The organism is Exiguobacterium sp. 17-1 (assembly GCF_023096305.1).
Classification (GTDB): Bacteria; Bacillota; Bacilli; order Exiguobacteriales; family Exiguobacteriaceae; genus Exiguobacterium_A; species Exiguobacterium_A sibiricum_A.
Genome location: NZ_JALIGJ010000001.1, coordinates 882,820 through 905,178, shown reverse-complemented (window position 1 = coordinate 905,178; position 22,359 = coordinate 882,820). Strand labels below are relative to the sequence as shown.

Below are 22,359 nucleotides of genomic sequence, written 5' to 3'. Positions count from 1 at the left end.
CCCGTTATTATTTTGCCATACAAAAAGGAGGTAAGCTTTCGCTCACCTCCAATCGTCTTACTTCGCGAGTTTCGCGTTGTGGAATTTCTCCATGATACCAGCTTTTGAGAAGAGGTTACGAACTGTGTCTGAAGGTTTAGCACCTTCAGCGAGCCATTTAAGAGCAAGCTCTTCGTTAAGTTTTACTTCTGCTTCTGGTTTAGCAACCGGGTTGTAGTATCCGATTTGCTCGATGAAACGACCATCACGTGGTGCACGTGAGTCTGCTACTACCACACGGTAGAAAGGTGATTTGTTTGCGCCCATGCGCTTAAGACGAATTTTAACTGCCATTCGTAAGTCCCTCCAGATAATAAATAGTTTTTTTTCGTTTAGTCAAATTGACAACTTCACTAGTATACAACGTTCCAGCAAAAGTGAAAAGACTTTTAGAAGAATGGGAGGCCAAAGCCGCCTTTCTTTTTCCCTTTGCCCATTTGGCCGGAGAATTGTTTCATCATCTTCCGCATGTCTTCAAATTGCTTGATCAATCGGTTCACTTCTTGAATGCTACGACCACTGCCGCGCGCAATCCGTTTCCGACGACTCGCATTGAGAATTTCCGGTTCAGTCCGCTCTCGTTTTGTCATCGATTGAATAATCGCTTCGACATAAACAAGTTGCTTCTCATCGATTTGGGCATTTTTCAGACCCTTCATCTTTCCTTTACCGGCACCCGGAATCATTCCTAACAACTCATCCAAAGGACCCATCTGTTTCACTTGCTGTAACTGCTCGATGAAATCGTCAAACGTGAACGATGCATCGCGCATTTTGCCTTCGAGCTCTTTGGCGCGTGTCGCGTCCATTTGAGACTCCGCTTTTTCAATCAGCGTCAGCATATCTCCCATGCCGAGAATCCGTGACGCCATCCGCTCCGGATAGAATGGCTCGATTGCGTCCAGCTTCTCTCCAAGACCGACGAATTTAATCGGTGCTCCGGTGACTGCCTTGATGGAGAGTGCTGCTCCGCCTCGAGTATCCCCGTCGAGCTTCGTCAAGATGACACCTGTCACACCAAGCTTTTCATTAAAGCTTTCAGCAACATTGACGGCATCCTGACCCGTCATCGAATCGACGACAAGGAAGATTTCATTCGGTTTGGCGATTTCTTTCACATCAACCAGTTCCTGCATGAGGTCCTCGTCGATATGTAAGCGTCCCGCCGTATCGATCAACACGATATCGTGGTGATGCTCTTTTGCATAGTCGAGGGCATTAGTGACAATCTCTTGTGGACTGACCTGATCTCCCATTGAGAAAACAGGCAGTTCGAGTTGTTTTCCTAACGTCTCGAGCTGTTTGATCGCAGCCGGTCGATAAATATCCGCTGCAACGAGCAGTGGACTGCGATTTTGTTTCTTCCGTAAATGATTCGCAAGTTTTCCGACTGTCGTCGTTTTACCTGCCCCTTGCAAACCGGTCATCATGATGACGGTTGGCGGACGGTTCGATAACGTCAATGGAGAAACTTCTGACCCCATCAGTTTCGTCAATTCGTCATGGACGATTTTGACGACTTGCTGACCTGGCGTGAGAGACGTCATGACATCTTGCCCGACTGCACGTTCTTTCACATCATTTACGAATTGTTTGACGACTTTGAAGTTGACGTCAGCTTCTAATAACGCAAGGCGAACCTCACGCATCATTTCTTTTACGTCCGCTTCAGAAATCTTACCTTTACCCCGCATTTTAGCGAGACTGGCTTGAAGCCGTTCCGATAATCCTTCGAATGCCATGAAATTGCCCCCTACTCTAATTGCTCGAGTGCCGTAATGGTCACGTGAGCTTCGCTCGGAAGGTCTAGTTGCTTCAACTGATCAAGGAGTAACTTTCGCTGTTCATACTTTGCGAACAAGCCCAGTCGTTCTTCATATTGTTCAAGCATCGCTTCCGTACGTTTTATGTTGTCGTAGACTGCTTGTCGGCTGACTTCAAACTCATCGGCGATTTCACCTAACGAAAAGTCATCTAAATAATAGAGTGACATATAATTCCGCTGTTTCGGCGTCAAAAGCTCCTGATAAAAGTCAATCAGATAATTCATCCGGTTCGTCTTATCAAGTGTCATTCGAACACCTCCACGGTTGTTAAGTGAAATTCCTTTACAGATAGTATAGTACAGCCCTCACAGTGTGTTGTCAAGTTTTTTTCTTTACAAGGAAATCGTGGTCAGTCCTCTTCTCGGGCTTCTTCGACGGTTTCTTTTTCTTCAAAGACATCTCCGAATAATCCATAGACGAATTGTTCGGCATCAAACGGTTGTAAGTCATCGATTTTTTCACCGAGACCAACGAATTTCACCGGCAAATCCAACTCATTCTTAATCGCAAGGACAATTCCGCCTTTCGCTGTTCCGTCGAGCTTCGTCAAAACGATCCCGCTGACATCCGTGGCTTGTTTAAAGGCTTTTGCTTGAACCATCGCATTTTGACCGGTCGTTGCGTCAAGGGCGAGCAATACTTCGTGTGGCGCCCCCGGAATTTCCCGTTCGATGACACGCTTTACTTTTTCGAGTTCATTCATTAAATTGACTTTGTTTTGCAGTCGACCGGCTGTATCGCAAATCAGGACGTCGACTTTTCGTGCTTTAGCGGCTTGAACCGCATCATAGATGACCGCTGCCGGGTCCGACCCTTCACCTTGGCGAATGACCGGCACACCGGAACGTTCACCCCAGACTTGAAGTTGATCGATGGCGCCGGCCCGGAACGTATCTCCGGCTGCGAGCATGACCGTTTTACCTTCGTTCTTCAGACGGTTCGCCAATTTACCGATCGTCGTCGTTTTCCCGACGCCGTTGACACCGACAAATAAGATGACATTGAGTTCGTGACTGAGATCTAGTTCCGATTCTTCCTCTTCTACCAACATGTTGGCGACGACTTCGACCAGTACGTCACGCACTTCCTTTGTATCCTTGACGTTTTTACGTTTGACCTCGACTTTTAACTTTTCAACGAGATCCATCGTCGTCGTGACACCAACATCGGCCTGAATCAGTACTTCTTCCAACTCTTCGAAAAAATCTTCGTCGACTTCCCGGAAACGGTAGACGAGATCGTTGACGGCATTCGCCAATCCGTCCCGTGTTTTCGTCAAGCCTTCCGTAAACTTCGACGTCACTTCTTGCGTGGATGTCGTCAGACGATCTTTTAATTTTTTAAAGAAACTCATTTTTTTATCCCCTTTGGTTCTACTTCTTCACTGAGTGTCCGTCTCGCTTCTTCTAGTTTAACGGATAATACTTCGGAAATACCGTTTTGTTGCATTGTAACGCCATACAAGACGTCGGCGGACTCCATCGTTCCCTTTCGATGGGTGATAATGATGAACTGTGTCTCGCGTGCCAGTTGGTGGACGAATTCTCCAAACCGGGCGACATTCGCCTCGTCGAGTGCTGCTTCGACCTCATCAAGGACACAGAATGGGACTGGTCGTGTTTTCAAGATGGCGAATAGTAGGGCGATTGCAGTCAAGGCACGTTCCCCACCGGACAATAAGGACAGATTTTGTAACTTTTTGCCGGGTGGTTTGGCTACGATATCGATACCGCTCGTCAAGAGGTCGGTTGGATCCACTAAAATCAAGTCGGCTTCCCCGCCGCCAAACAGTTCCCGGAAGGTCTCCCGGAAATGTTCGCGAACGGCTGTGTATGTCTGTTTGAACAACCGAACGACTTCCCGGTCCATTTCTTCGATGACGGCATACAAATCTGTTTTCGCACTGACTAAATCGTCACGCTGCGTCGATAAAAACGTAAAGCGTTGATCGACTTCGGCAAATTCCTCGATGGCACCGAGATTGACAATCCCGATTTCCTCGAGTTGCCGTTTCAAGAGATGCAATTCTTCCTTGGCTTCCTCGAATGAAGTGGTTAATGGTTGAATCAAATCCGCGACCAGACCCATTTCCTCCAGTGTTTCGTGACGTGTCTCAAGACGTGTGCTGAGTCGTCCCTGGGCAAGCCGGGCTTGATCGAGGCGTTGCGTCGTCCGCTGACGTGCTTCCGTCAATTGCGCTTCCTGAATCCGTAACAGACGTAAATCTTCTGCTGCCTGCTGGATTTTTTTCGTCACAAGCGTCAATTCGTGTTCGACTGAAGTTTGTTCTTGTTGCATCTGCATTTTTTCAACATGCAGCGCATCAATCTTCGCTTCATCGAATCCTTCTAGAACATGCTTCAAGTCACGCCGTTTGTGACTTCTTTCTAATTTTGCATGACTCAGTGTCTCCCGGAGACGCGTCACTTCACGATCGATTTGATCACGTGTCATACTGATCGTCCGTTCCTCGAGCAATGCTTCTGCTTGTTGTTGTTTTAATTCCTCGACTGCAACAGCTCCGCGTGATTGCGCTTCTTTCAGCTGATCGAGAGCCTGCCGCAGTTCCCCTTGGCGTTTCGTCAACTGTTCCATGTCCTGCTCTGATGTTGCAATGATCGTTTTTGCTTCGGTTGCTTGTTCAGCAAGACGATTCAATTGACCATCATGGACCGACAATTCGGAGGCGGTGACGGCGAGACTACGCTTCGCATCTGTCCAGGCTTCACGAACACTTTCCAATTGCGCCTGAACCAGTTGAATGTTGCGGATATTTTCTTCAAGTAAACCGGCAAGTTGTGTGATGGCCGTTCTCATTTCATCACGGCGTCGCTCTTGTTCCCGAATGACAGCCTGACCTTGTTTTAATCCAGTCTGCAACTCTTCCAGTTCACGCGACTGACTGAAGAGAGGTGTTCCTTTTTTCCGACTGCCTCCCGTCATCGATCCCCCGACGTTGACGACGTCGCCTTCGAGCGTCACGATCCGGTAACGATGTCCTGTCGAACGGGCAATCGCATTGGCTTGTTCAAGCGATTCAACGACCAGTGTCGTCCCCAGTAAATTATCTTTCAGTTTTGTGAAGTCTTCTCGTGTCGTGACCAGATTACTCGCGACGCCAAGATAACCGGACATGCCCGATAGACTTTCTTGCACGGAAGTACTCAGTTCACGACGCTGAATGGACGAGAGCGGCATGAATGTCGCCCGCCCGGCGTTTAACCGACGTAGTTCCTGAATCAGTTTCCGACCTGTCACATCTGTATCGACGACGACATTTTGCATCGCTCCGCCCAAAGCGGTTTCAATCGCCGCCTCAAAACGGGCAGGAACGGTAATCAGTTCCGCGACAGCCCCATGGATCCCAGCAATCCGGTCCCGTTGTTTCAAAACGGTTTTGACGGCTCCGAAATAACCACTGTAGTCTGCTTTGACGGATTCCAAAAACTCAATCCGGTCTTCTGTCTTATCGCGACGCCGGTGGAGATCGATGATGGATTGCTCCATTTGCCGGAACGTCTCTTGTTGCTGACGATGTCGGTCTTGTTGTGCGTGTTCTTCTTGACGCAACGTTTCTAAACGGTTCCGTAACTCTTCCACCTGTTGTTCCAAACGAATCGTTTCCGCTTCATACGTCGATCGGTCCGTTTGTTTTGACCCGACATTTTTAGAAAAACTGATTTGCTGTTCTTCTGCATGAAGAAGATCTTGTTTGGCTCGGTGGTAAGCATTCGTTGCCGCCGCCAGACGGCTGGCCACTTCAAAGGCCTCCGAACGTAATTGTTCGGCCTCTTTTTCAAAATCCCGGTCGGAGTAAGACAAGGCAGCATCGGCTTGTTCCCGTTGCGCGACAGTATCGAGGTACAGTTGCTGAGTCTGTTGCTGTTGTCTCAGCACCGTCTGTTCCTCTTGCTCGATTTGCGCTACGCGTTGTTCAGCAACCGCTACTTCCTGTTCCAGACGCGCCTTCATTTCCGCCCCGTGTTTTTCCCGTTCTTTCGCCAGGTTCAATGCCCCTTCGATTTCAACAAGTTTATTCGAGACAAGCCGTAAACGATCCTGCATTTCCGTCTCAAGTCGCCGTGTCTGTTCTAGCGACGTTTCTTGCGTTTCCCGTGTTGCGATCGTATCTTGTAACCGGTCTTGCTCAGTCAATAATTGAGTTTGGCACGATTCGATTTCAGTCGACACGTCAGCGAGTTGTGTCTTATATTGTTGAATTTCGGTTGCAATGATGCCCCGCTCCAAGAAGTCGTACCGTTCACGGGCAACTAAAAATTCTTTTGCCAATGATGCTTGTTCCCGTAATGGTTCGATTCGTCCACCCAGTTCAAATAAGATGTCATCGACCCGTGACAAATTTGTTTCTGTATCTGTTAACTTTCGTTCAGCTTGTTTTTTACGGTTGCGGTATTTTAAGACACCTGCCGCCTCTTCGATGACAGTACGTCGTTCTTCCGGTTTTCCGGAAATCACTTGTTCGACCCGCCCTTGACCGATGATGGCGAACGCGTCACGCGACAATCCGGTATCCATGAATAAATCCAGAACATCTTTTAATCGGCATGGTTTTTTATTTAAAAAATAATCGCTGTCACCGTTCCGGCTGACACGCCGTGTTACATTGATTTCTTGATACGGCAAGGCAACAGTCCCCGACTCATTGTCGAGCACGAGCGTGACTTCCGCAAATTGTTTCCGGTGTTCCGTGATACTTCCGGCAAAGATGACATCTTCCATCTTCCCACCGCGTAATGATTTAGCTGATTGCTCACCGAGCACCCAGCGCACAGCATCCGATATATTGGACTTCCCACTGCCGTTTGGTCCGACGACGGCCGTGACTCCCGGAAGGAAGTCGAGCTCCGTCCGACTGGCAAATGACTTGAAGCCATTGATTTCAATTCGTTTTAAGTACATCTTGACCACCCATATGTTTAAATTTCTTTTTGATTTTCTTTTTTAGTTTACCATAGCCGAAAGGTCTACAAAATGGTAGCTTTTATGGTAATGTTAGGCTTAAAGAAATGAAGAGGAGATTTTAAGACATGACAATTGAACAAATGATTGTAGACATTCTGGATAAATTAAACATTATCAACAAAGGTGTCATCAAGGCAGAACAATTCGACGGCACGAAAAATGATGATTTAAAAGAGATTTATGACTTCGTCATGATGCGTGAGTCTTTGACGTTAGCAGAAGTCGATGCTATCGTCGATGAACTGAAATCACTCAAAACCGTTTAAGATTCCTCACAAAAAGGCACTCCATTTTAAAATGGGTGCCTTTTTCATATCAGAAGCTGTTTTTAAGTTCCAGCAATGCTTGCTTAGCGGCCTGCTGTTCGGCTTCTTTTTTCGAACGACCGGTACCGATGCCTTCTAGCTTATCCGCGATGTGAACGCGCGAGATGAACTCACGACTGTGCGCCGGACCACGTTCTTCGATGATTTCATACTCGATTTGCCCCAGTCCGACACGTTGGATCGCTTCTTGGAGCTGGCTTTTAAAATCAGTTTGTTCTTCAAAAAATCCGGATGCCACTTTCGGAAAAACCGCTTCGGCGAGGAATCGTTCTGTAGCTTCAATCCCTTGGTCCAGATACAAGGCACCGATGAAGGCTTCAAACACATCCGCTAGTAGTGCCGGACGATTTCTTCCTCCTGTCAGTTCCTCCCCCTTACCAAGTAGAATCATTTCAGAAAACTCATAATGATTCGCGAACTGGACCAGTGACGGCTCACACACGATGGCCGCACGCAGCTTTGTTAATTCCCCCTCGGAACGTTCCGGATAGTGCTGAAATAAATACCTGGAGACCGTCAATTCTAATACGGCATCGCCTAAAAACTCCAGACGTTCGTTATCTCCGTCTGATTCACGTTGTTCATTTACAAAAGAAGAATGCGTAAATGCTTGCTTCAATAGTTCTACATTCGCAAAATGAATATCCAGCCGTTCTTGAAGCTGGCTGAATTTCTGTTCAATTTGTGCCAAAGCCCGTGAGTCTTTCCGTCGCTTTACATACGGTCCTTTTCGGACACGACGTCCTTTTTGATTCGTCATAATGCCTCCTAAACAGCTAAATCCCACCGCAAAAACGCGGTGGGCCAGCTTCATGTATTAGACTTGTGTTTCGATGTAGCTGACGACATCGCCGACTGTTTTTAGGTTTTCTGCTTGGTCATCTTCGATTGTGATTTCGAATTTGTCTTCGAGATCCATAACGAGTTCCATGACTTCAAGTGAATCTGCTCCGAGATCGTCTTTAAACGATTTGTCGAGTGTGATTTCACTCTGTTCTTTGCCTAACTTCTCTGCGATTGCTTCTTGCACGTCTACTAAAATTTGTTCTTTTGTCATTTGAAAATCCCTCCATGAGTTGAGTATATAAGATGATTGCCAATTTGGCAAAGTAGTACCACAGTTCACTTACATTGTCATGCCGCCATCGACTGCCAAAGTTTGACCAGTGATGTAACGGGCATTGTCTGACGCGATAAAACTGACGAGCGACGCGATATCTTCCGTCTGACCAAATCGTTTTAACGGAATTTGGTCGAGTGTCTGATTGCGTTGTGTTTCTGTCAATTCATCCGTCATATCGGTTTCAATGAAACCAGGACAGATCGCATTTGCCGTAACGCCTTTGCTCGCCAGTTCACGGGCGACCGACTTCGTAAATCCGATCAGACCGGCTTTTGCCGCCACATAGTTGGCTTGACCCGGATTACCGGTGATCCCGACGACGGAAGCGATATTGATGATGCGGCCGCTCGATTTCAACAAGGGACGCGTCGCCGCTTGCGTCACAAGAAACGCACCTTTTAAGTTCGTGTTCAGAACGGCGTCAAAATCTGCTTCTTTCATTCGCATCAACAGACCGTCCCGCGTGATACCGGCATTGTTGACGACGCAATCCAGCTGACCGTACGTATCCAGTGTCGTCTTCAGCAATGCTTTCACTTGTTCGGCGTCTGCAACGTCTGCTTGGACGGCGATGGCTTCACCACCCGCATCGACGATAGACGATACGACTTCTTCTGCTTTTGCTATATTCCCGGCGTAGTTCACGACAATCCGGAATCCGTCTGTCGCCAATCGTTTGGCGATAGCGGCTCCGATTCCGCGTGATGCACCGGTTACGAGTGCTACTTTATTCAACGAATCGCCTCCGCTTCCAATTGTTCAAGTGTCGTGATACTGACGATCTTGACATCTTTTTTAATCCGCTTGACGAGACCACTCAGTGGTGACGACGGACCGAATTCGATAAATGTATCCGCACCCTCTTCAATCAATTTTTCCACACAGGATTCAAAACGAACCGGTGAATACAATTGTTGAACCAGTAAACGAATCAATTCATCTGGCTGATCGTGAAAATCACTATCGACGTTCGAGATGAATTTTGTTTTCGCCGCCTGGAAAGGTGAAGAAACCAAGATATCTTCAAATCGTGAGGCGAACGGAGTCATTAACGACGAGTGGAACGCTCCCGATACATCAAGCGGAAGGACACGTTTCGCACCCAACTCTTTTAATTTCGCAGTCGCCGTCTCGACAGCTGCAACTTGTCCTGAAATCACGAATTGTCCCGGACAGTTGTAGTTTGCGATTTGGACGATCTCTCCTGTTGCCGCGATGGACTCGACCGCATGATGTGCGGCTTCGACATCGTTCAGCCCGATGACAGCTGCCATCGTACCGCCTGTCACTTGATTCATCAGATTACCCCGTTCACGAACGAGGTAAACCGCTTCACTTGCTGTTAACACAGACGCTGCAACGAGTGCACTGTACTCTCCGACACTATGTCCGAGTACGAAGTCCGGTCGATGACCAAGTGCCGCATAACGATTCGCAAGCAGCGTGCTGTGTGCAACGATGGCAGGTTGTGCGATTTCTGTCGGCTTCAAATCTTCTTTTGTCCCCGTCGTCAATAAATCCGTTAAATCGAGACCAATCCGTGTCCCAAGGTCCATCAATGCTTGACGTGACTCTTCATGATGTAGAAGCGTTTGTCCCATTCCTGGCATTTGTGAACCTTGACCTGGAAACATCCAAACCGTTTTACCCATCCGTCTCACCCCTTTAGATTTCTTTCGTTGTCTTTGCCTCGATGATTTTTGTGACTACCTGTTGTTCAACCATCTGTTCTGCTTGTGCCAACGCCCGGCTGAATGCATAGGCATTACTTGAGCCGTGTGCTTTGATGACCGGAGCGGCAATCCCGAACAATCCGGCTCCGCCGTATTCTTCATAAGCAAGCAGTTGTTTCATTTTTTTCAGTTTCGGCTTTAGAATCAAGGCCGCAATTTTTGAACTGAACGAACTCATGAATTGTTCTTTCATGACGCCCATGATCATACTAGCGGCACCCTCTGTACTCTTTAACAGCGTATTTCCGGCAAAACCTTCAGTTACGATGACATCTACTTCACCGCTCATCGCTTCTCGCGCCTCAACGTTACCGACAAAATGGATGGGAGCGGTCTCAAGCAGAGGATAGGTCTCTTTCGTCAGGGCATTACCTTTACCGGCTTCTGATCCGATATTCAGCAATGCCACTTTCGGCTGTTTAATTCCTCTGACTTGTTCTGCGTAGACCGAGCCCATAATCGCATAATCCAAAAGATGTTCTGCTTTTGCATCTGGATTGGCACCGACATCTAAGATGACGACCCCTTTTCCATTTCGTGTCGGGAAAGTCGGCGCTAATGCCGGACGGTCAATTCCTTCGATCCGACCGATCACAAACAATCCGGCTGTCATGAGTGCACCCGTGTTGCCTGCTGAAATCAAAGCATCTGCCTCTTTTGATTTCACCAGGTTTGCAGCCACCACGAGTGAGCTATCTTTCTTGCGACGGATTGCGCGGACCGGTTCGTCTTCTCCGGTAATGACGGATGCGGCATGAACGATTTTCACACGTGGATCCTTGATGTCATACGAACGTAACTTTAATTCATCGCCAACCAACCGAATTTCAATCTGTTCCGTTGGACGTTCCGCTAAAAATTGAACGACTCCTTCTACGATGGCGCGTGGAGCATGATCTCCTCCCATTGCGTCTACTGCTAAAATCATTTTGATTCCTCCTTACTACTTCGATACACCGTGAATTCACCGATGAACACACACTCGTCGCCGACAAAACTCTCGACATTGATGTCCGATCGTCCATCTTGTCGATGCGAGCTGACGAATGCTTTCGCCACGACACGTTCACCAACATGAACGGACCGTGTGAACTGGACATTGGCTTTCGTCGTCAAGGCCAGTTCATCATCAATCAAGGCGATTGCCAATGAATTGGCTTGAGCAAACAAAATATGTCCGCGGGCAATCGCATTTCGGCTGAACGCGTGTTCCGGAAGGATTTCTAAAATCGAAATCGCCGATGTATCCAGTTTCAGGTCAATCATATCACCAATGACTTCATTTTCAGTCAATGTACGCACATCATCCAACCGTTCCGTCGCGACGTGTTTAATTCGTTCACGTAATTCCGGAATCTTCATCTCCATCCGGTCCAGACGAATCGTTTGGATACTGACGTTGAAATGAGTTGCTAGTGCTTCGTCCGTAATGAACGGATTTTGTTCAATTGTATGCTGTAATTCAGTTTGTCGCTCTTTTTTAGGTACCCGCATGTACGTTCCTCCCACAAGAAGGATGTCTACCATTATTACCTGGTACTAATAGTAGTATATATCCCTTGTTGTTCACTTTCAAGTATTATTCGATTCTTTCTCCGTCCAGCAGTCCCTGCTGTTCGATGTATTGCCGTAAAACCGCGTACTCCGGATGTTGCCAAAAGGCATCAGAACGTAACAGGCGAACTGCGTCGTTTCGTGCAGTCTCCATCACTTGGATATCGAGTGCCGGATCTGTCAGCACGAATCGGGGCAACCCGCTTTGCTCGGTTCCGAAGAAGTTCCCGGCCCCTCGTAATTCCAAATCTTTTTCAGCTAACTTAAATCCGTCGTTTGTCTCTGTCATCGTTTTAATCCGTTCTTTTCCTGTGTCGGAAGACGGATCGGCAATCAGGATACAAAATGATTGGGCAGCTCCCCGCCCGACCCGACCACGTAACTGGTGCAATTGTGCTAAACCAAACCGTTCCGCGTCGTAAATGACGATGATCGAGGCATTCGGAACGTTGACACCGACTTCGACGACGGTTGTCGAGACCAGGACTTGTACTTGATTTTCCTTAAAAGCCTGCATGACGTCGTCTTTTTCTGACGAACTGAGCCGGCCGTGCATCAATCCGACACGTTGCGCTGAAAACCGTTCTGTCAAAAGCAAATGCAGTTCGATTGCATTTTGAACATCAAGTGATTCAGATTCCTCAATCAGTGGCGTGATGATATACGCTTGATGACCGAGCAGTAACTCTTTTTCGACAAATCCGAAGACACGTTCCATTTGTTCCGGTTTTGCCCAATAAGTTTCAATTTCTTTTCTTCCTGCCGGCATCTCGTCAATGATTGAGACATCCATATCGCCAAACACGGAAATCGCTAGTGTCCGTGGAATCGGTGTTGCCGTCATATAAAGAACATCTGCCTGATCTGCTTTCGCCCGGAGGCGTTTTCGTTGTTCGACACCAAACCGGTGCTGTTCATCCGTAATGACAAGATGAAGATCCTTAAAGACGACTGTATCTTGAATCAAGGCATGGGTCCCGACCAACACATCAATTTCACCTTGCCGCAATGCTTCCAGTAGGAGCAATCGGTTTTTTCCTTTGACGGAACTCGTCAATAATCCGACTTTGATCCCGAACGGCTCAAGTAGTGGGGCAAGTGATGAGGCATGCTGTTCCGCTAAAATCTCTGTCGGCACCATCAATGCACCCTGTTTATCGGCACGGACGGCAGTAAAAAGAGCAATGGCGGCCACGACCGTCTTCCCGCTTCCGACGTCCCCTTGGAGAAGCCGGTTCATCCGTTCCGATCGATGCATGTCGGCTAAGATTTCTTCTGTCACTCGTTGTTGTGCTCCCGTGAGCGGGAAAGGTAACGTCGCGATGAATTGATCGATGTCTTCCTGAAATAACGGAAGAGCAAGACCTTGTCCCTTTCGTTTCCCAAGACGTAACGTCTGCAACTTCAGTTGGAAATATAGACATTCTTCATACACATAACTTCTTCGGGCAGTCGTCAAGTCTTGACGGGTCGTCGGAAAATGTAACCGGCGCAACATCGTCATGCGATCCAGTAATCGGTACGTTTTGCGAATGTTATCCGGAATGCGTTCTTCGAGTGTTTCACTTTCGGCAAAAGCCAGTTCAACGACCCGCCGGAATGTCTTCATCCGCATATCTCCTTTTAGCGAATAGACCGGTGTCAATTCCCCTTCAATCGCTCCGAATTGTAATTCCGTTGCCGAAATCGTCATCCGGTGTAAGTCCCATTTGCCACTGACCGTCACTTCTTCGCCGAGTTTCAACTGATCTTTGTAAAAGGCACGGTTGAACATCGTCACGGTAACGCTGTAACGGTCTTCGACAAGCAGCCGGAACGTCAACCGGTTTTTTCCTTTTCCGTAATAACGGACAAGCGCTTCCGATTGGACCTGTCCCGTGAATTTCACCTTGTCTTCATGGATGGCCTCTGTCAGACTGCCGGTTACAAAATCGTCATAACGAAACGGGACGTGCTCAAGCACGTCCGCAATCGTCAGCATATCCATTTCTTCAAGTTTACGGGCTAAATCCCGCCCGACTCCTTTTAATGCAGTTACTTTATTTGATGGATTCATTCGAGAGTTCCCCAAAGATTTTTGATTCGAGCCAACGCCCGGTCGGTGTGTTGGCAAGTCCGCCTTTTGCGGTTTCCCGTAAAGCGGATGGCATCATTTGACCGATTTCATACATCGCGCCAATGACTTCGTCACACGGAATCCGTGACGTGATTCCCGCTAACGCCATATCGGCTGCAACAAGCGCATTCGCTCCGCCCATGGCATTTCGTTTCACGCACGGTACTTCAACGAGTCCCGCAACCGGATCGCAGACGAGTCCGAGCATATTCTTAAGGGCGATCGCAAATGCGTGGGCCGATTGATCGGGTGTTCCACCAGCCATTTCTACGATTGCCGCCGCCGCCATTGCCGTTGCCGAACCGACTTCCGCCTGACATCCGCCCGCTGCTCCGGAAATGGACGCATTGTTCGCAACGACGAAGCCGAATGCACCGGATGTAAACAAGAAACGTAGCATCTGTTCGCGACTCGGATTCAAGCGTTCCCGAACTGCGAATAACGTTCCCGGGACGACGCCCGCACTACCGGCTGTCGGTGTCGCACAGATTTTTCCCATTGCAGCATTAACTTCATTTGTTCCAATCGCTTTACTGACGGCATCTAACAACAGATCACCGGATAACCCTTGACCGCTCGCGCGGTATCGTTGCAGCAAGACAGCGTCGCCGCCGGTCAGACCGGTAACGGACTCGACGCCGTCTCCTGTCAGCGAACGTTCAACCGCTGCTTCCATGACTTCCAGATTCCGTTCCATCATCCCGAGGACTTCATCCCGTTCGAGGTGCCGAACAGTCATTTCCTGTTCAATCATGATTTCTGAAATTGGTACATTTTTTTCAGTCGCCAGTGCGACGAGTTCTTTTACGGATTTAAACATCTCTTCACTCTCCCATCATGACAGAACGCTCGACTTGTGGTAACCGGTTGATTTCTTCGAGAACGGCAGTTGGCATCCGGTCATCGATTTCAATAGCCATCAATGCCTGCTTGCCTTTTTCATGACGCGATACTTCCATATGGCCAATGTTGATTTCATAATCGGCCAAAATACTTGTGACGGCTGCGATCGCTCCGAAGCGGTCATGATGCAGGACGATCAAGGCCGGTCCACCGCCTGACAACTTTAACGGGACACCGTTCAACTCGGTAATCTCAATCGTTCCCCCGCCAATTGAAATACCCACGAGTTCAAACTCCGCCTGTCCATCCGTCAAATGAACACGTGCCGTATTCGGATGGTCCGTCAATGCCTCACTCGTTTCAAAATGAATCCGGATTCCTTTTTGTTCCGCAATCTTGATGGATTCCGGAATCCGGTCGTCAAACGTATCATACCCCAAGACACCGCCGATAATGGCGACGTCCGTTCCGTGTCCCCGGTACGTGTCCGCAAATGACCCATAAAACGTAATCGTAATATCCGTCGGCTGTTCGCCAAACAGTTTCCCTGCCATTAATCCAATTCGCGCTGCCCCCGCCGTATGCGAACTGGATGGTCCGACCATGATCGGACCGATGATATCAAATACACTCCGGTACTTCATCTTCTTTTCCCCTCTCTTCCAACTAAACAAAAATCCCACCTCTATTATCGCAGATGGTGGGATATGTGAAAAGGTACGTTCACGTTTTATATTATTCGACGCTCAAGATATACGAGTAAAGCGGTTGTTTTCCGTCATGTACTTCTACTTCCGCTTCCGGATTAATGGATTCGATGTAAGCAACAAGTTCGTCGACCTCTTCTTGTGCCACACCTTCACCGAATAGGACTGTGATAATTTCGTCTTCGTCCGTAACAAGTGTGTCAACAAGCTTCTTGACAGCACCTAGACTCGAACGATCCGTTGCGATGATTTGCTTTTCAGCAATCGCCATATGATCATCTTTTTTAATTTCGACACCATCGATGCTCGTATCGCGGACGGCATATGTGACTTGACCGGATTTGACTGCTGCGATCGCATCCATCATGTGACGTTCGTTTTCGGCGACTGTCGCTTCCGGATTGTAGACGATTGTCGCGGCAAGTCCTTGAGGCACTGTCTTCGACTTGACGACTGTCACCCCACAAGAGGCAACTGATGCCGCTTGTTCTGCCGCCATGATGATGTTCGAGTTGTTCGGGTAGACATAGACATGTTCCGCATGGGCATCTTCAATGGCTTTAACGATGTCTTCCGTTGACGGGTTCATCGTTTGTCCGCCTTCGATGACGATACTGACACCCAGTGATTTAAAGAGTTCGCTGATTCCTTCGCCCATCGCTACCGTCACAAGCGCTGACTGTGCTTTTGCTTTCGTCGCGACCGGAGCTGCCACTTGATTGGCTCCCTCTTCTTCGAGGATCGTCGAGTGCTGTTGACGCATGTTTTCGATTTTGACGGCAACGAGTTCACCAAAACGTTGACCTTTTGTGATGACTTCACCCGGTGTTTCGACGTGAACATGGACCTTCAATAACTCTTCGTCTGCAACGACGAGTAATGAATCTCCGAATTCCGCGAGCTCGTTGCGGAATGTTTCTTCGCTAAAGGGTGTTTTCGCCAGCTTATCGTCCTGGAAACGAACCATGATTTCCGTGCAGTAGCCGTAATGAATTTCTTCCGTCGACATGAAGCTTTGAGCCGATTTGTGATGCTCTGCTTCGACGAGTGCTTCCATGACCGGTGCATGCGGCTTTTCAAGTTCTTTTCCTTCGAGTGTCGCAAGGAATCCTTCATAGATACAAACAAGTCCTTGACCACCGGAATCAACGACGCCGACTTCTTTAAGTACAGGTAACAAGTCTGGTGTGCCTTCGAGTGATACTTTTGACGCTTCAACGATACCGCGCATCAACTCAAGTAAATCGGTCGTTGTTTCTGACTGGGCAATCGCTGCGACAGCTGTCTCGCGTGCCACTGTCAAAATCGTTCCCTCGACAGGTTTCATGACTGCTTTATACGCTGTGTCGACCCCTTTTTGCAAGGCATCTGCGAATTCCTTTGTATCAATCGCATCTTTTCCTTCGATTGATTTCGAGAAACCACGGAACAATTGGCTTAAGATAACGCCTGAGTTCCCGCGTGCGCCCATTAAAAGACCACGTGCAAAAACCGTGGCGACTTCTGAGACTGAATCTGTCGTTGTTTTTGTTGCTTCTTTCGAACCCGACGTCATTGTCAAGTTCATGTTTGTTCCCGTGTCACCGTCTGGGACCGGGAAAACGTTCAGCGAATCGACAAAATCCGCATTTTGATAGAGATTCGCTGCGCCATTCTGGATCATTTTGACCAGTTGCGCTCCTGTTAAACGATCTACGCTCACTAAAGTTTCCTCCTCTATTCCCGCCTTAGACATTCGTCAAGCGGACTCCTTGGACAAAAATATTTACAGATGTCACTTCTAAACCAAGTGCCTGGCTGAGTGAATACTTCACACGGCTCTGGACGTTGTTTGCGACTTCTGAGATTTTTGTTCCGTAACTAACAATGATATGCATATCGATGTGAACTTGTTCCGATACCTGCCGCACGATGACACCACGTGCAAAGTTTTCGCGTTTCAGCAGTTCAGCCAGTCCGTCTTTGATTTGCGACTGGGATGCCATACCAACGACACCAAAACATTCCATCGCTGCTCCGCCTGCAAGTTGCGCAACGACATCGTTGTCTACGTCAATTTTTCCATAAGTCGTTTTCATCTCGATCGCCACTTGAGTAGCCCCCTTTGTTAATTGTGTTCTTCTCATAATTCTACTATAAGGACCTACTATTGAAAAGTCGCCGTACTGACTATACAATGAATATGTGAAAAATAGTAGCGGTCAAATGAACTTTTACCATCATCCTCATTCATTATTTTAAATTTTGAGGTTGTCTGTCAAGTTTTTTTCTTGTCAGCTACTTTTTTTATGTTGCAACCGTCTTAACAGCATGCTAAGATAGCAAAGTGTCTATTAGGACGAACGCAAAACAACATAAAAGGAGGCGGAACACATGGCACGTAAATGCTACGTTACTGGGAAATCGCCGAAGTCGGGAAACAACCGTTCACACGCATTGAACAAAACGAAACGCACTTGGGGAATCAACGTACAAAAAGTACGTATCCTCGTTGACGGTAAACCTAAAAAGGTTTGGGTTTCAGCTCGAGCGCTCAAATCAGGTAAAGTCGAACGCGTATAAGGCGCAGTAACCGGATGGGAATCTTCCCTTCCGGTTCTTTTTTTGTTCTTTTTTTATTTTTCCTATAAACTAATTGTCTGAACAATTGAAAACGCTTACAATAAACAAGCAGTTATTTTTTTCAAGGGGGAAGGGTCAACATGCAGTTAAAAAGAGAAATGACAAGCCGACATCTCTTCATGATTTCACTCGGAGGGATTATCGGTACGGGACTGTTCCTCGGTTCTGGATTAACGATTTCGCAAGCGGGACCGCTCGGGGCGGTTCTCAGTTACATCGTGGGTGGGACCATCATGTATCTGACCATGTTATGTTTAGGAGAAATGGCTGTCCATATGCCGGTTTCCGGATCGTTTCAGACGTATACGACACGGTTTATTGGACCGGGTATCGGATTTGCCGTCGGTTGGATTTACTGGCTGGGTTGGGCTGTCACGGTAGCGCTCGAAATCACGGCAGCCGGCAGTCTGATGGACCGGTGGTTTCCGGATACACCAATCGTCATCTGGTGTGCCATTTTCACCGTCATTTTATTCGGTCTCAATGCGGTATCCGCAAAAGCCTTCGGGGAGGCCGAGTTCTGGTTCTCGAGTCTGAAAGTCCTTGCCATTCTATTTTTCATCGTGCTCGGGGGAGCGGCTTGGTTTGGCTGGATTGATATGACGGCAGCACGTCCGGAAAGTTTGTTTGCCAATTTTACTTCAAATGGATTATTCCCGAACGGTGCCCTCGGGGTGTTGACAACGATGATTGCCGTCAACTTTGCGTTTCAAGGGACCGAATTGATCGGCGTTGCTGCCGGAGAATCGAACGATCCAGAAAAATCGATTCCAAAAGCAATTCGTAATACCGTCTGGCGGACGTTCATCTTCTTCGTCCTGTCGATTACGATTGTCGGAGCATTGATTCCTTATGAAACAGCCGGCGGCATCAGCAGTCCATTCATCATGGTCTTCGATGCCATCGGAATTCCTTATGCAGCTGATTTAATGAACATCGTCGTGTTGACAGCCTTACTGTCGGTCGGAAACTCAGGTTTGTACGCCGCTACTCGGATGTTATGGTCGATGTCACAAGAAGGCATGATTTCGAAAAAACTTGCCATCGTCAACTCACGCGGAGTACCGATGCGCGCTTTGTGCTTTACGATGCTGTTTGCGATGTTATCACTATTGACTGCCTTTTTCGCGGAAGATACCGTCTTCATCTGGCTGTTGTCACTCGCCGGACTCGGTGCGCAAGTCGGTTGGATTTCGATTTCCGCTTCACAGATCGCCTTCCGTCGTCAATTCATCAAAGATGGACATGCTGTCAGTGAATTGAAATTCAAGACCCCGTTCTTCCCGGTCTTACCGATCATCTCGTTCTCTTTAAACATGCTTGTACTGATCAGTCTGGCTTTCCAAGCAGATCAACGGATTGCCTTGTACATCGGTGTTCCATTTTTCCTCTTGACGTGGGCCTCTTACCATCTGTTCGTCAAAGGAAAACATATTGCGGCTCAAACTGAACGTCAGGCAGCCAGCTCGACATTGGAATCTTAAAAAACAAAACTACCAAAAAACGTGATCGGCTTTTAGGATATCCTAAAGCCGATCACATTTTTTAACGGTCTGACAAACTTCGTAAAGCAATTACTTCACCGGTATGCACCGTCACGTTCGCCGCCCCTTGATCTGTCCATTCATTGCTGACGGTCAAGGATCCGCCGACCGGCACATCATGGTTCACCAGCGGATATTTGACCTCCTGGAGTGTCAAACGTGTCGGAACGAGCGGGATGAAGGACAAATAGTGATACTGGTCCGCCTGGAGAGTGTACTGCCCCTGTTGTAAGAAACGGACCTCTTCCCGCTTCGTCATCAAGCGGACTGCCGGAAATTGTTTTAACAGATAGACGTTTTGAAGCGTCATATCGAGTCGTCCTCCGGTCGCACCGAATACCAACACTTCCGTTGCTTCATACTGCTGACTGACGTACCGTAAAGCCAGTTCCAAATCGGTCTCATCCTTTTCAGCCGGATGGATGATGGCTCCTTCCGGTTTGTATCCGAGCGAATCGAAGTCACCGATGGCCAAGTCAAAAGCGAAACCTTGTTGTGCCAACACGGTGACACCTCCGTCGACAGCGATGACAATCGTCTTCTCATCCATAAACGGCTTTAGGGACGGGATGTCTTCCGCCGGACCGGCCGCTACAATCACGACCCGCATCAGACACCTCGTGCTGAATAACGAAGAAGTCGTGGTGCTGTCGTAAACAGGAGTCCTGCGACAATACCACATAACAGATACGATGGAACCATATACGTCGCGTTATAGATCAACGAATACGGGACAACTGGACCTTCCGCATACTCAGCGAAGAACACGATTCCACTGATGACGTGACACACATAACGTAAGCCCGCACCAAGCAATGTCGCACCTAGTACAATCGCCATCAAACGGCCATTTTTCCCGGTTGCTGCTGCTTTTTTAACTTGCCGTGCGAATAATCCGCTCAATCCGACGACACCAAACGCAATCGTATAATCGAGTAACGGCTGAACGACCGTCAGAATTTGCGGAGCGAACATCAGTTGGATCGTTCCGACAAGTGCGCCTGTCACGACCCCACCGACGACACCATGACGAAAGGCCATGACGAAGATTGGCAACATTGCCAAACTAATTGAACCACCTTGCGGCATTTTAAATGGGATTAATAAATCGAATACCACACCAAGACTTGCAAAGATTGCAATTTCCATTAACATTTGTAGCCGTTTCATCTTTTTTTCCTCCTAAAAATAAAATCGCAGGACGGCAAAAAGGCAGTACGACGAACGCCGTACTGCCTGCGTGCGCCACATCCCTACGTCCGTCTGAACGGAACAGGTTCGAAGGGTTAAAGTCCAATCACTTCTCTCAGCCGCTTGACGCGACACCCCTTGCGGTCATCATTTAATTTTGATTCTGTTCCTATTATACGTGAGCAGCATTTCGAATACTAGTGATTGCTTCTGAATAGTCCGGCGCATTGTAGATAGCGGAACCTGCAACAAGAACGTTTGCCCCATTCTCGATACATAATTTCGCTGTTTCCGCATTGACTCCACCATCGATTTCGATCTCGAAGGATAGATTTTGTTCTGCTTTCATTGCAGCCAGTTGATTTAATTTCTTCATCACACCTGGAATGAACGCTTGACCGCCAAAACCCGGATTGACCGTCATCAGCAAGACCATATCGACTTCTTCGAGTACATGTTCAATCGTCGAAAGTGGCGTGTGCGGATTGAGCACTACTCCCGCTTTCGCACCTGCTGCTTTGATTTGTTGCAGAACACGATGGACATGATTCGTCGCCTCCACGTGGAAGGTTACGATATCAGCACCTGCTGCAACGAAGGCTTCGACAAAGTTTTCCGGACGATCAATCATGAGATGGACGTCGAGAACCATGTCTGTTTTTTGACGTAAACTGCTTAGGACAGGGAGGCCAAAGGAAATGTTCGGAACAAACTGACCGTCCATGACATCAAAATGAATATAGTCGGCTCCCGCCGCTTCAACGGCTTTGACATCCCGTTCTAAATTTGCAAAATCTGCTGATAAGATTGATGGTGCGATTTTAATCATCTTAATACCTCCGTGTCCGATTCTTGATTTCCTCTACAAACATACCATAATTCGTATACCGGGAGACCATGATCTCATGTGTCTCGACGGCTTGTTTAACGGCACAACCGGGCTCATTCAAGTGCAGACAGCCCCGGTACTTGCATTCGTCCTGTAAAGCAACAAATTCAGGAAAACACCAACGTAATTCCTCGAGTTCCATTTCATGCGGAAAATCGAGATTCGAGAACCCCGGGGTATCTGCAATCAATCCTTCGCCAAGCGGGATCAAGGTCACATGGCGGGTCGTATGGCGTCCACGACCAAGCGCCTTCGAAATATGACTCGTTTCCAGTGCCAACGAAGGTTCCAAGGCGTTCAACAACGAACTTTTCCCTACACCGGATTGTCCGGCCAGGACACTCGTTTTATCCTTTAACAACGGACGGACGGATTCGACTCCGGCCAATGTCTCACTTGACGTTTCAATGACGTGATATCCGATGGTCCGGTAAGCGGCAATTGCTTCCAATACCACCTGTTCGGCTTCACCTTGTAACAAGTCCATCTTCGTCAAGATGATGATCGGTTGAATTTCCTTTGCTTCAATCAACACTAAAAACCGGTCCAACAGATGGGCAGAAAAATCAGGTTCTGCTGCCGATACGACCAACAAAGCTTGATCGATATTGGCAACTGGTGGGCGAACCAAGAAATTTTGACGGTCCTTTACTTCTAGTATATATCCGGTCTCACTTTCGATGTGTAACACAACTTCATCGCCGACGACAGGGCTGATGCCCCGTTTTCTGAAATTACCGCGTGCCCGTGAACGGATTTCACCTTGAGGCGTCATGACATCATAAAATCCACCCTGTAAGCGGATAATCGTTCCATCCCGATTGTCTTCAATTCGACTTTCTGCCATCCTACGCCCTCCTTTG

At 48.0% G+C, this 22,359-nt stretch carries 23 protein-coding genes and 1 riboswitch; of the genes, 3 read left to right on the top strand and 20 right to left on the bottom strand.

The window, feature by feature from the left end; all coding sequences use genetic code 11:
- Positions 1 to 57: 57 nt before the first annotated feature.
- The 5 genes from rpsP to smc all read right to left on the bottom strand — a co-directional run bounded on the left by rpsP (position 58) and on the right by smc (position 6,785).
- The gene (gene rpsP, locus MUN34_RS04410; protein WP_012370770.1) at positions 58 to 333 is read right to left on the bottom strand and encodes a 30S ribosomal protein S16; all 276 of its coding nucleotides are present in this window, start codon (positions 331 to 333) and stop codon (positions 58 to 60) included.
- A gap of 95 nt (positions 334 to 428) precedes the next feature.
- Positions 429 to 1,781: a signal recognition particle protein gene (gene ffh / locus MUN34_RS04405; RefSeq protein ID WP_026827987.1), complete on the bottom strand. Its 1,353-nt coding sequence runs from the start codon at positions 1,779 to 1,781 to the stop codon at positions 429 to 431.
- An 11-nt stretch (positions 1,782 to 1,792) separates the two neighbouring features.
- Positions 1,793 to 2,113: a putative DNA-binding protein gene (locus MUN34_RS04400; protein ID WP_026827986.1), complete on the bottom strand. Its 321-nt coding sequence runs from the start codon at positions 2,111 to 2,113 to the stop codon at positions 1,793 to 1,795.
- A 101-nt stretch (positions 2,114 to 2,214) separates the two neighbouring features.
- A complete protein-coding gene (gene ftsY, locus MUN34_RS04395; RefSeq protein WP_026827985.1) occupies positions 2,215 to 3,219 on the bottom strand; it encodes a signal recognition particle-docking protein FtsY in 1,005 nt (334 codons plus the stop codon).
- Complete coding sequence (smc, locus tag MUN34_RS04390; RefSeq protein ID WP_247856940.1) at positions 3,216 to 6,785, bottom strand: chromosome segregation protein SMC; 3,570 nt, start codon at positions 6,783 to 6,785, stop codon at positions 3,216 to 3,218. The genes ftsY and smc overlap by 4 nt, the downstream gene beginning before the upstream one ends.
- A 128-nt stretch (positions 6,786 to 6,913) precedes the next feature.
- Here smc and MUN34_RS04385 point away from each other — a divergent pair, with 128 nt between their 5' ends.
- On the top strand, positions 6,914 to 7,114 hold the full coding sequence (locus tag MUN34_RS04385; RefSeq protein WP_026827983.1) for a DUF1128 family protein: 201 nt from the start codon (positions 6,914 to 6,916) through the stop codon (positions 7,112 to 7,114).
- A gap of 49 nt (positions 7,115 to 7,163) precedes the next feature.
- Here MUN34_RS04385 and rnc read toward each other — a convergent pair whose 3' ends face one another.
- From rnc to MUN34_RS04330, 11 genes are all read right to left on the bottom strand, one after another.
- The gene (gene rnc, locus MUN34_RS04380) at positions 7,164 to 7,934 is read right to left on the bottom strand and encodes a ribonuclease III (RefSeq protein WP_247856939.1); all 771 of its coding nucleotides are present in this window, start codon (positions 7,932 to 7,934) and stop codon (positions 7,164 to 7,166) included.
- 57 nt (positions 7,935 to 7,991) lie between these two features.
- On the bottom strand, positions 7,992 to 8,231 hold the full coding sequence (gene acpP / locus MUN34_RS04375) for an acyl carrier protein (protein ID WP_012370777.1): 240 nt from the start codon (positions 8,229 to 8,231) through the stop codon (positions 7,992 to 7,994).
- 69 nt (positions 8,232 to 8,300) lie between these two features.
- On the bottom strand, positions 8,301 to 9,032 hold the full coding sequence (gene fabG, locus MUN34_RS04370; RefSeq protein ID WP_026827981.1) for a 3-oxoacyl-[acyl-carrier-protein] reductase: 732 nt from the start codon (positions 9,030 to 9,032) through the stop codon (positions 8,301 to 8,303).
- Positions 9,029 to 9,949, bottom strand: a complete 921-nt coding sequence (gene fabD / locus MUN34_RS04365) for an ACP S-malonyltransferase (RefSeq protein WP_114595477.1) — start codon at positions 9,947 to 9,949, stop codon at positions 9,029 to 9,031. Before fabD ends, fabG begins: the two co-directional genes overlap by 4 nt.
- A 13-nt stretch (positions 9,950 to 9,962) precedes the next feature.
- Positions 9,963 to 10,958 carry a phosphate acyltransferase PlsX gene (gene plsX, locus MUN34_RS04360; RefSeq protein ID WP_026827979.1) on the bottom strand — a complete coding sequence of 332 codons (996 nt, stop codon included), beginning with the start codon at positions 10,956 to 10,958 and terminating at the stop codon, positions 9,963 to 9,965.
- On the bottom strand, positions 10,955 to 11,524 hold the full coding sequence (fapR, locus tag MUN34_RS04355; RefSeq protein ID WP_012370781.1) for a transcription factor FapR: 570 nt from the start codon (positions 11,522 to 11,524) through the stop codon (positions 10,955 to 10,957). The genes plsX and fapR overlap by 4 nt, the downstream gene beginning before the upstream one ends.
- A gap of 85 nt (positions 11,525 to 11,609) precedes the next feature.
- On the bottom strand, positions 11,610 to 13,640 hold the full coding sequence (recG, locus tag MUN34_RS04350) for an ATP-dependent DNA helicase RecG (RefSeq protein WP_026827978.1): 2,031 nt from the start codon (positions 13,638 to 13,640) through the stop codon (positions 11,610 to 11,612).
- Positions 13,624 to 14,520: an L-serine ammonia-lyase, iron-sulfur-dependent, subunit alpha gene (gene sdaAA / locus MUN34_RS04345; RefSeq protein ID WP_026827977.1), complete on the bottom strand. Its 897-nt coding sequence runs from the start codon at positions 14,518 to 14,520 to the stop codon at positions 13,624 to 13,626. Before sdaAA ends, recG begins: the two co-directional genes overlap by 17 nt.
- A gap of 4 nt (positions 14,521 to 14,524) precedes the next feature.
- Positions 14,525 to 15,187: an L-serine ammonia-lyase, iron-sulfur-dependent subunit beta gene (gene sdaAB / locus MUN34_RS04340; protein ID WP_012370784.1), complete on the bottom strand. Its 663-nt coding sequence runs from the start codon at positions 15,185 to 15,187 to the stop codon at positions 14,525 to 14,527.
- Positions 15,188 to 15,278: 91 nt separating this feature from the next.
- Positions 15,279 to 16,952: a DAK2 domain-containing protein gene (locus MUN34_RS04335; protein ID WP_481804373.1), complete on the bottom strand. Its 1,674-nt coding sequence runs from the start codon at positions 16,950 to 16,952 to the stop codon at positions 15,279 to 15,281.
- 25 nt (positions 16,953 to 16,977) lie between these two features.
- Positions 16,978 to 17,340 (bottom strand): Asp23/Gls24 family envelope stress response protein, encoded by a 363-nt coding sequence (locus MUN34_RS04330; protein WP_026827974.1) that lies wholly within the window; start codon positions 17,338 to 17,340, stop codon positions 16,978 to 16,980.
- Between the two features lie 283 nt (positions 17,341 to 17,623).
- Here MUN34_RS04330 and rpmB point away from each other — a divergent pair, with 283 nt between their 5' ends.
- Positions 17,624 to 17,812 (top strand): 50S ribosomal protein L28, encoded by a 189-nt coding sequence (gene rpmB / locus MUN34_RS04325; protein WP_012370787.1) that lies wholly within the window; start codon positions 17,624 to 17,626, stop codon positions 17,810 to 17,812.
- Positions 17,813 to 17,952: 140 nt separating this feature from the next.
- Positions 17,953 to 19,356, top strand: a complete 1,404-nt coding sequence (locus MUN34_RS04320; RefSeq protein WP_026827973.1) for an amino acid permease — start codon at positions 17,953 to 17,955, stop codon at positions 19,354 to 19,356.
- 61 nt (positions 19,357 to 19,417) lie between these two features.
- Here MUN34_RS04320 and MUN34_RS04315 read toward each other — a convergent pair whose 3' ends face one another.
- From MUN34_RS04315 to rsgA, 4 genes are all read right to left on the bottom strand, one after another.
- On the bottom strand, positions 19,418 to 20,026 hold the full coding sequence (locus MUN34_RS04315) for a thiamine diphosphokinase (RefSeq protein WP_247856938.1): 609 nt from the start codon (positions 20,024 to 20,026) through the stop codon (positions 19,418 to 19,420).
- The gene (thiT, locus tag MUN34_RS04310; RefSeq protein ID WP_026827971.1) at positions 20,026 to 20,586 is read right to left on the bottom strand and encodes an energy-coupled thiamine transporter ThiT; all 561 of its coding nucleotides are present in this window, start codon (positions 20,584 to 20,586) and stop codon (positions 20,026 to 20,028) included. The genes MUN34_RS04315 and thiT overlap by 1 nt, the downstream gene beginning before the upstream one ends.
- 63 nt (positions 20,587 to 20,649) lie before the next feature.
- A riboswitch (TPP riboswitch) is annotated at positions 20,650 to 20,756 on the bottom strand.
- 23 nt (positions 20,757 to 20,779) lie between these two features.
- Entirely contained in the window at positions 20,780 to 21,436 is a 657-nt protein-coding gene (gene rpe / locus MUN34_RS04305; protein ID WP_247856937.1) for a ribulose-phosphate 3-epimerase, read from the bottom strand.
- Between the two features lies 1 nt (position 21,437).
- Positions 21,438 to 22,343, bottom strand: a complete 906-nt coding sequence (gene rsgA / locus MUN34_RS04300) for a ribosome small subunit-dependent GTPase A (RefSeq protein WP_247856936.1) — start codon at positions 22,341 to 22,343, stop codon at positions 21,438 to 21,440.
- Between the last annotated feature and the right edge of the window lie 16 nt (positions 22,344 to 22,359).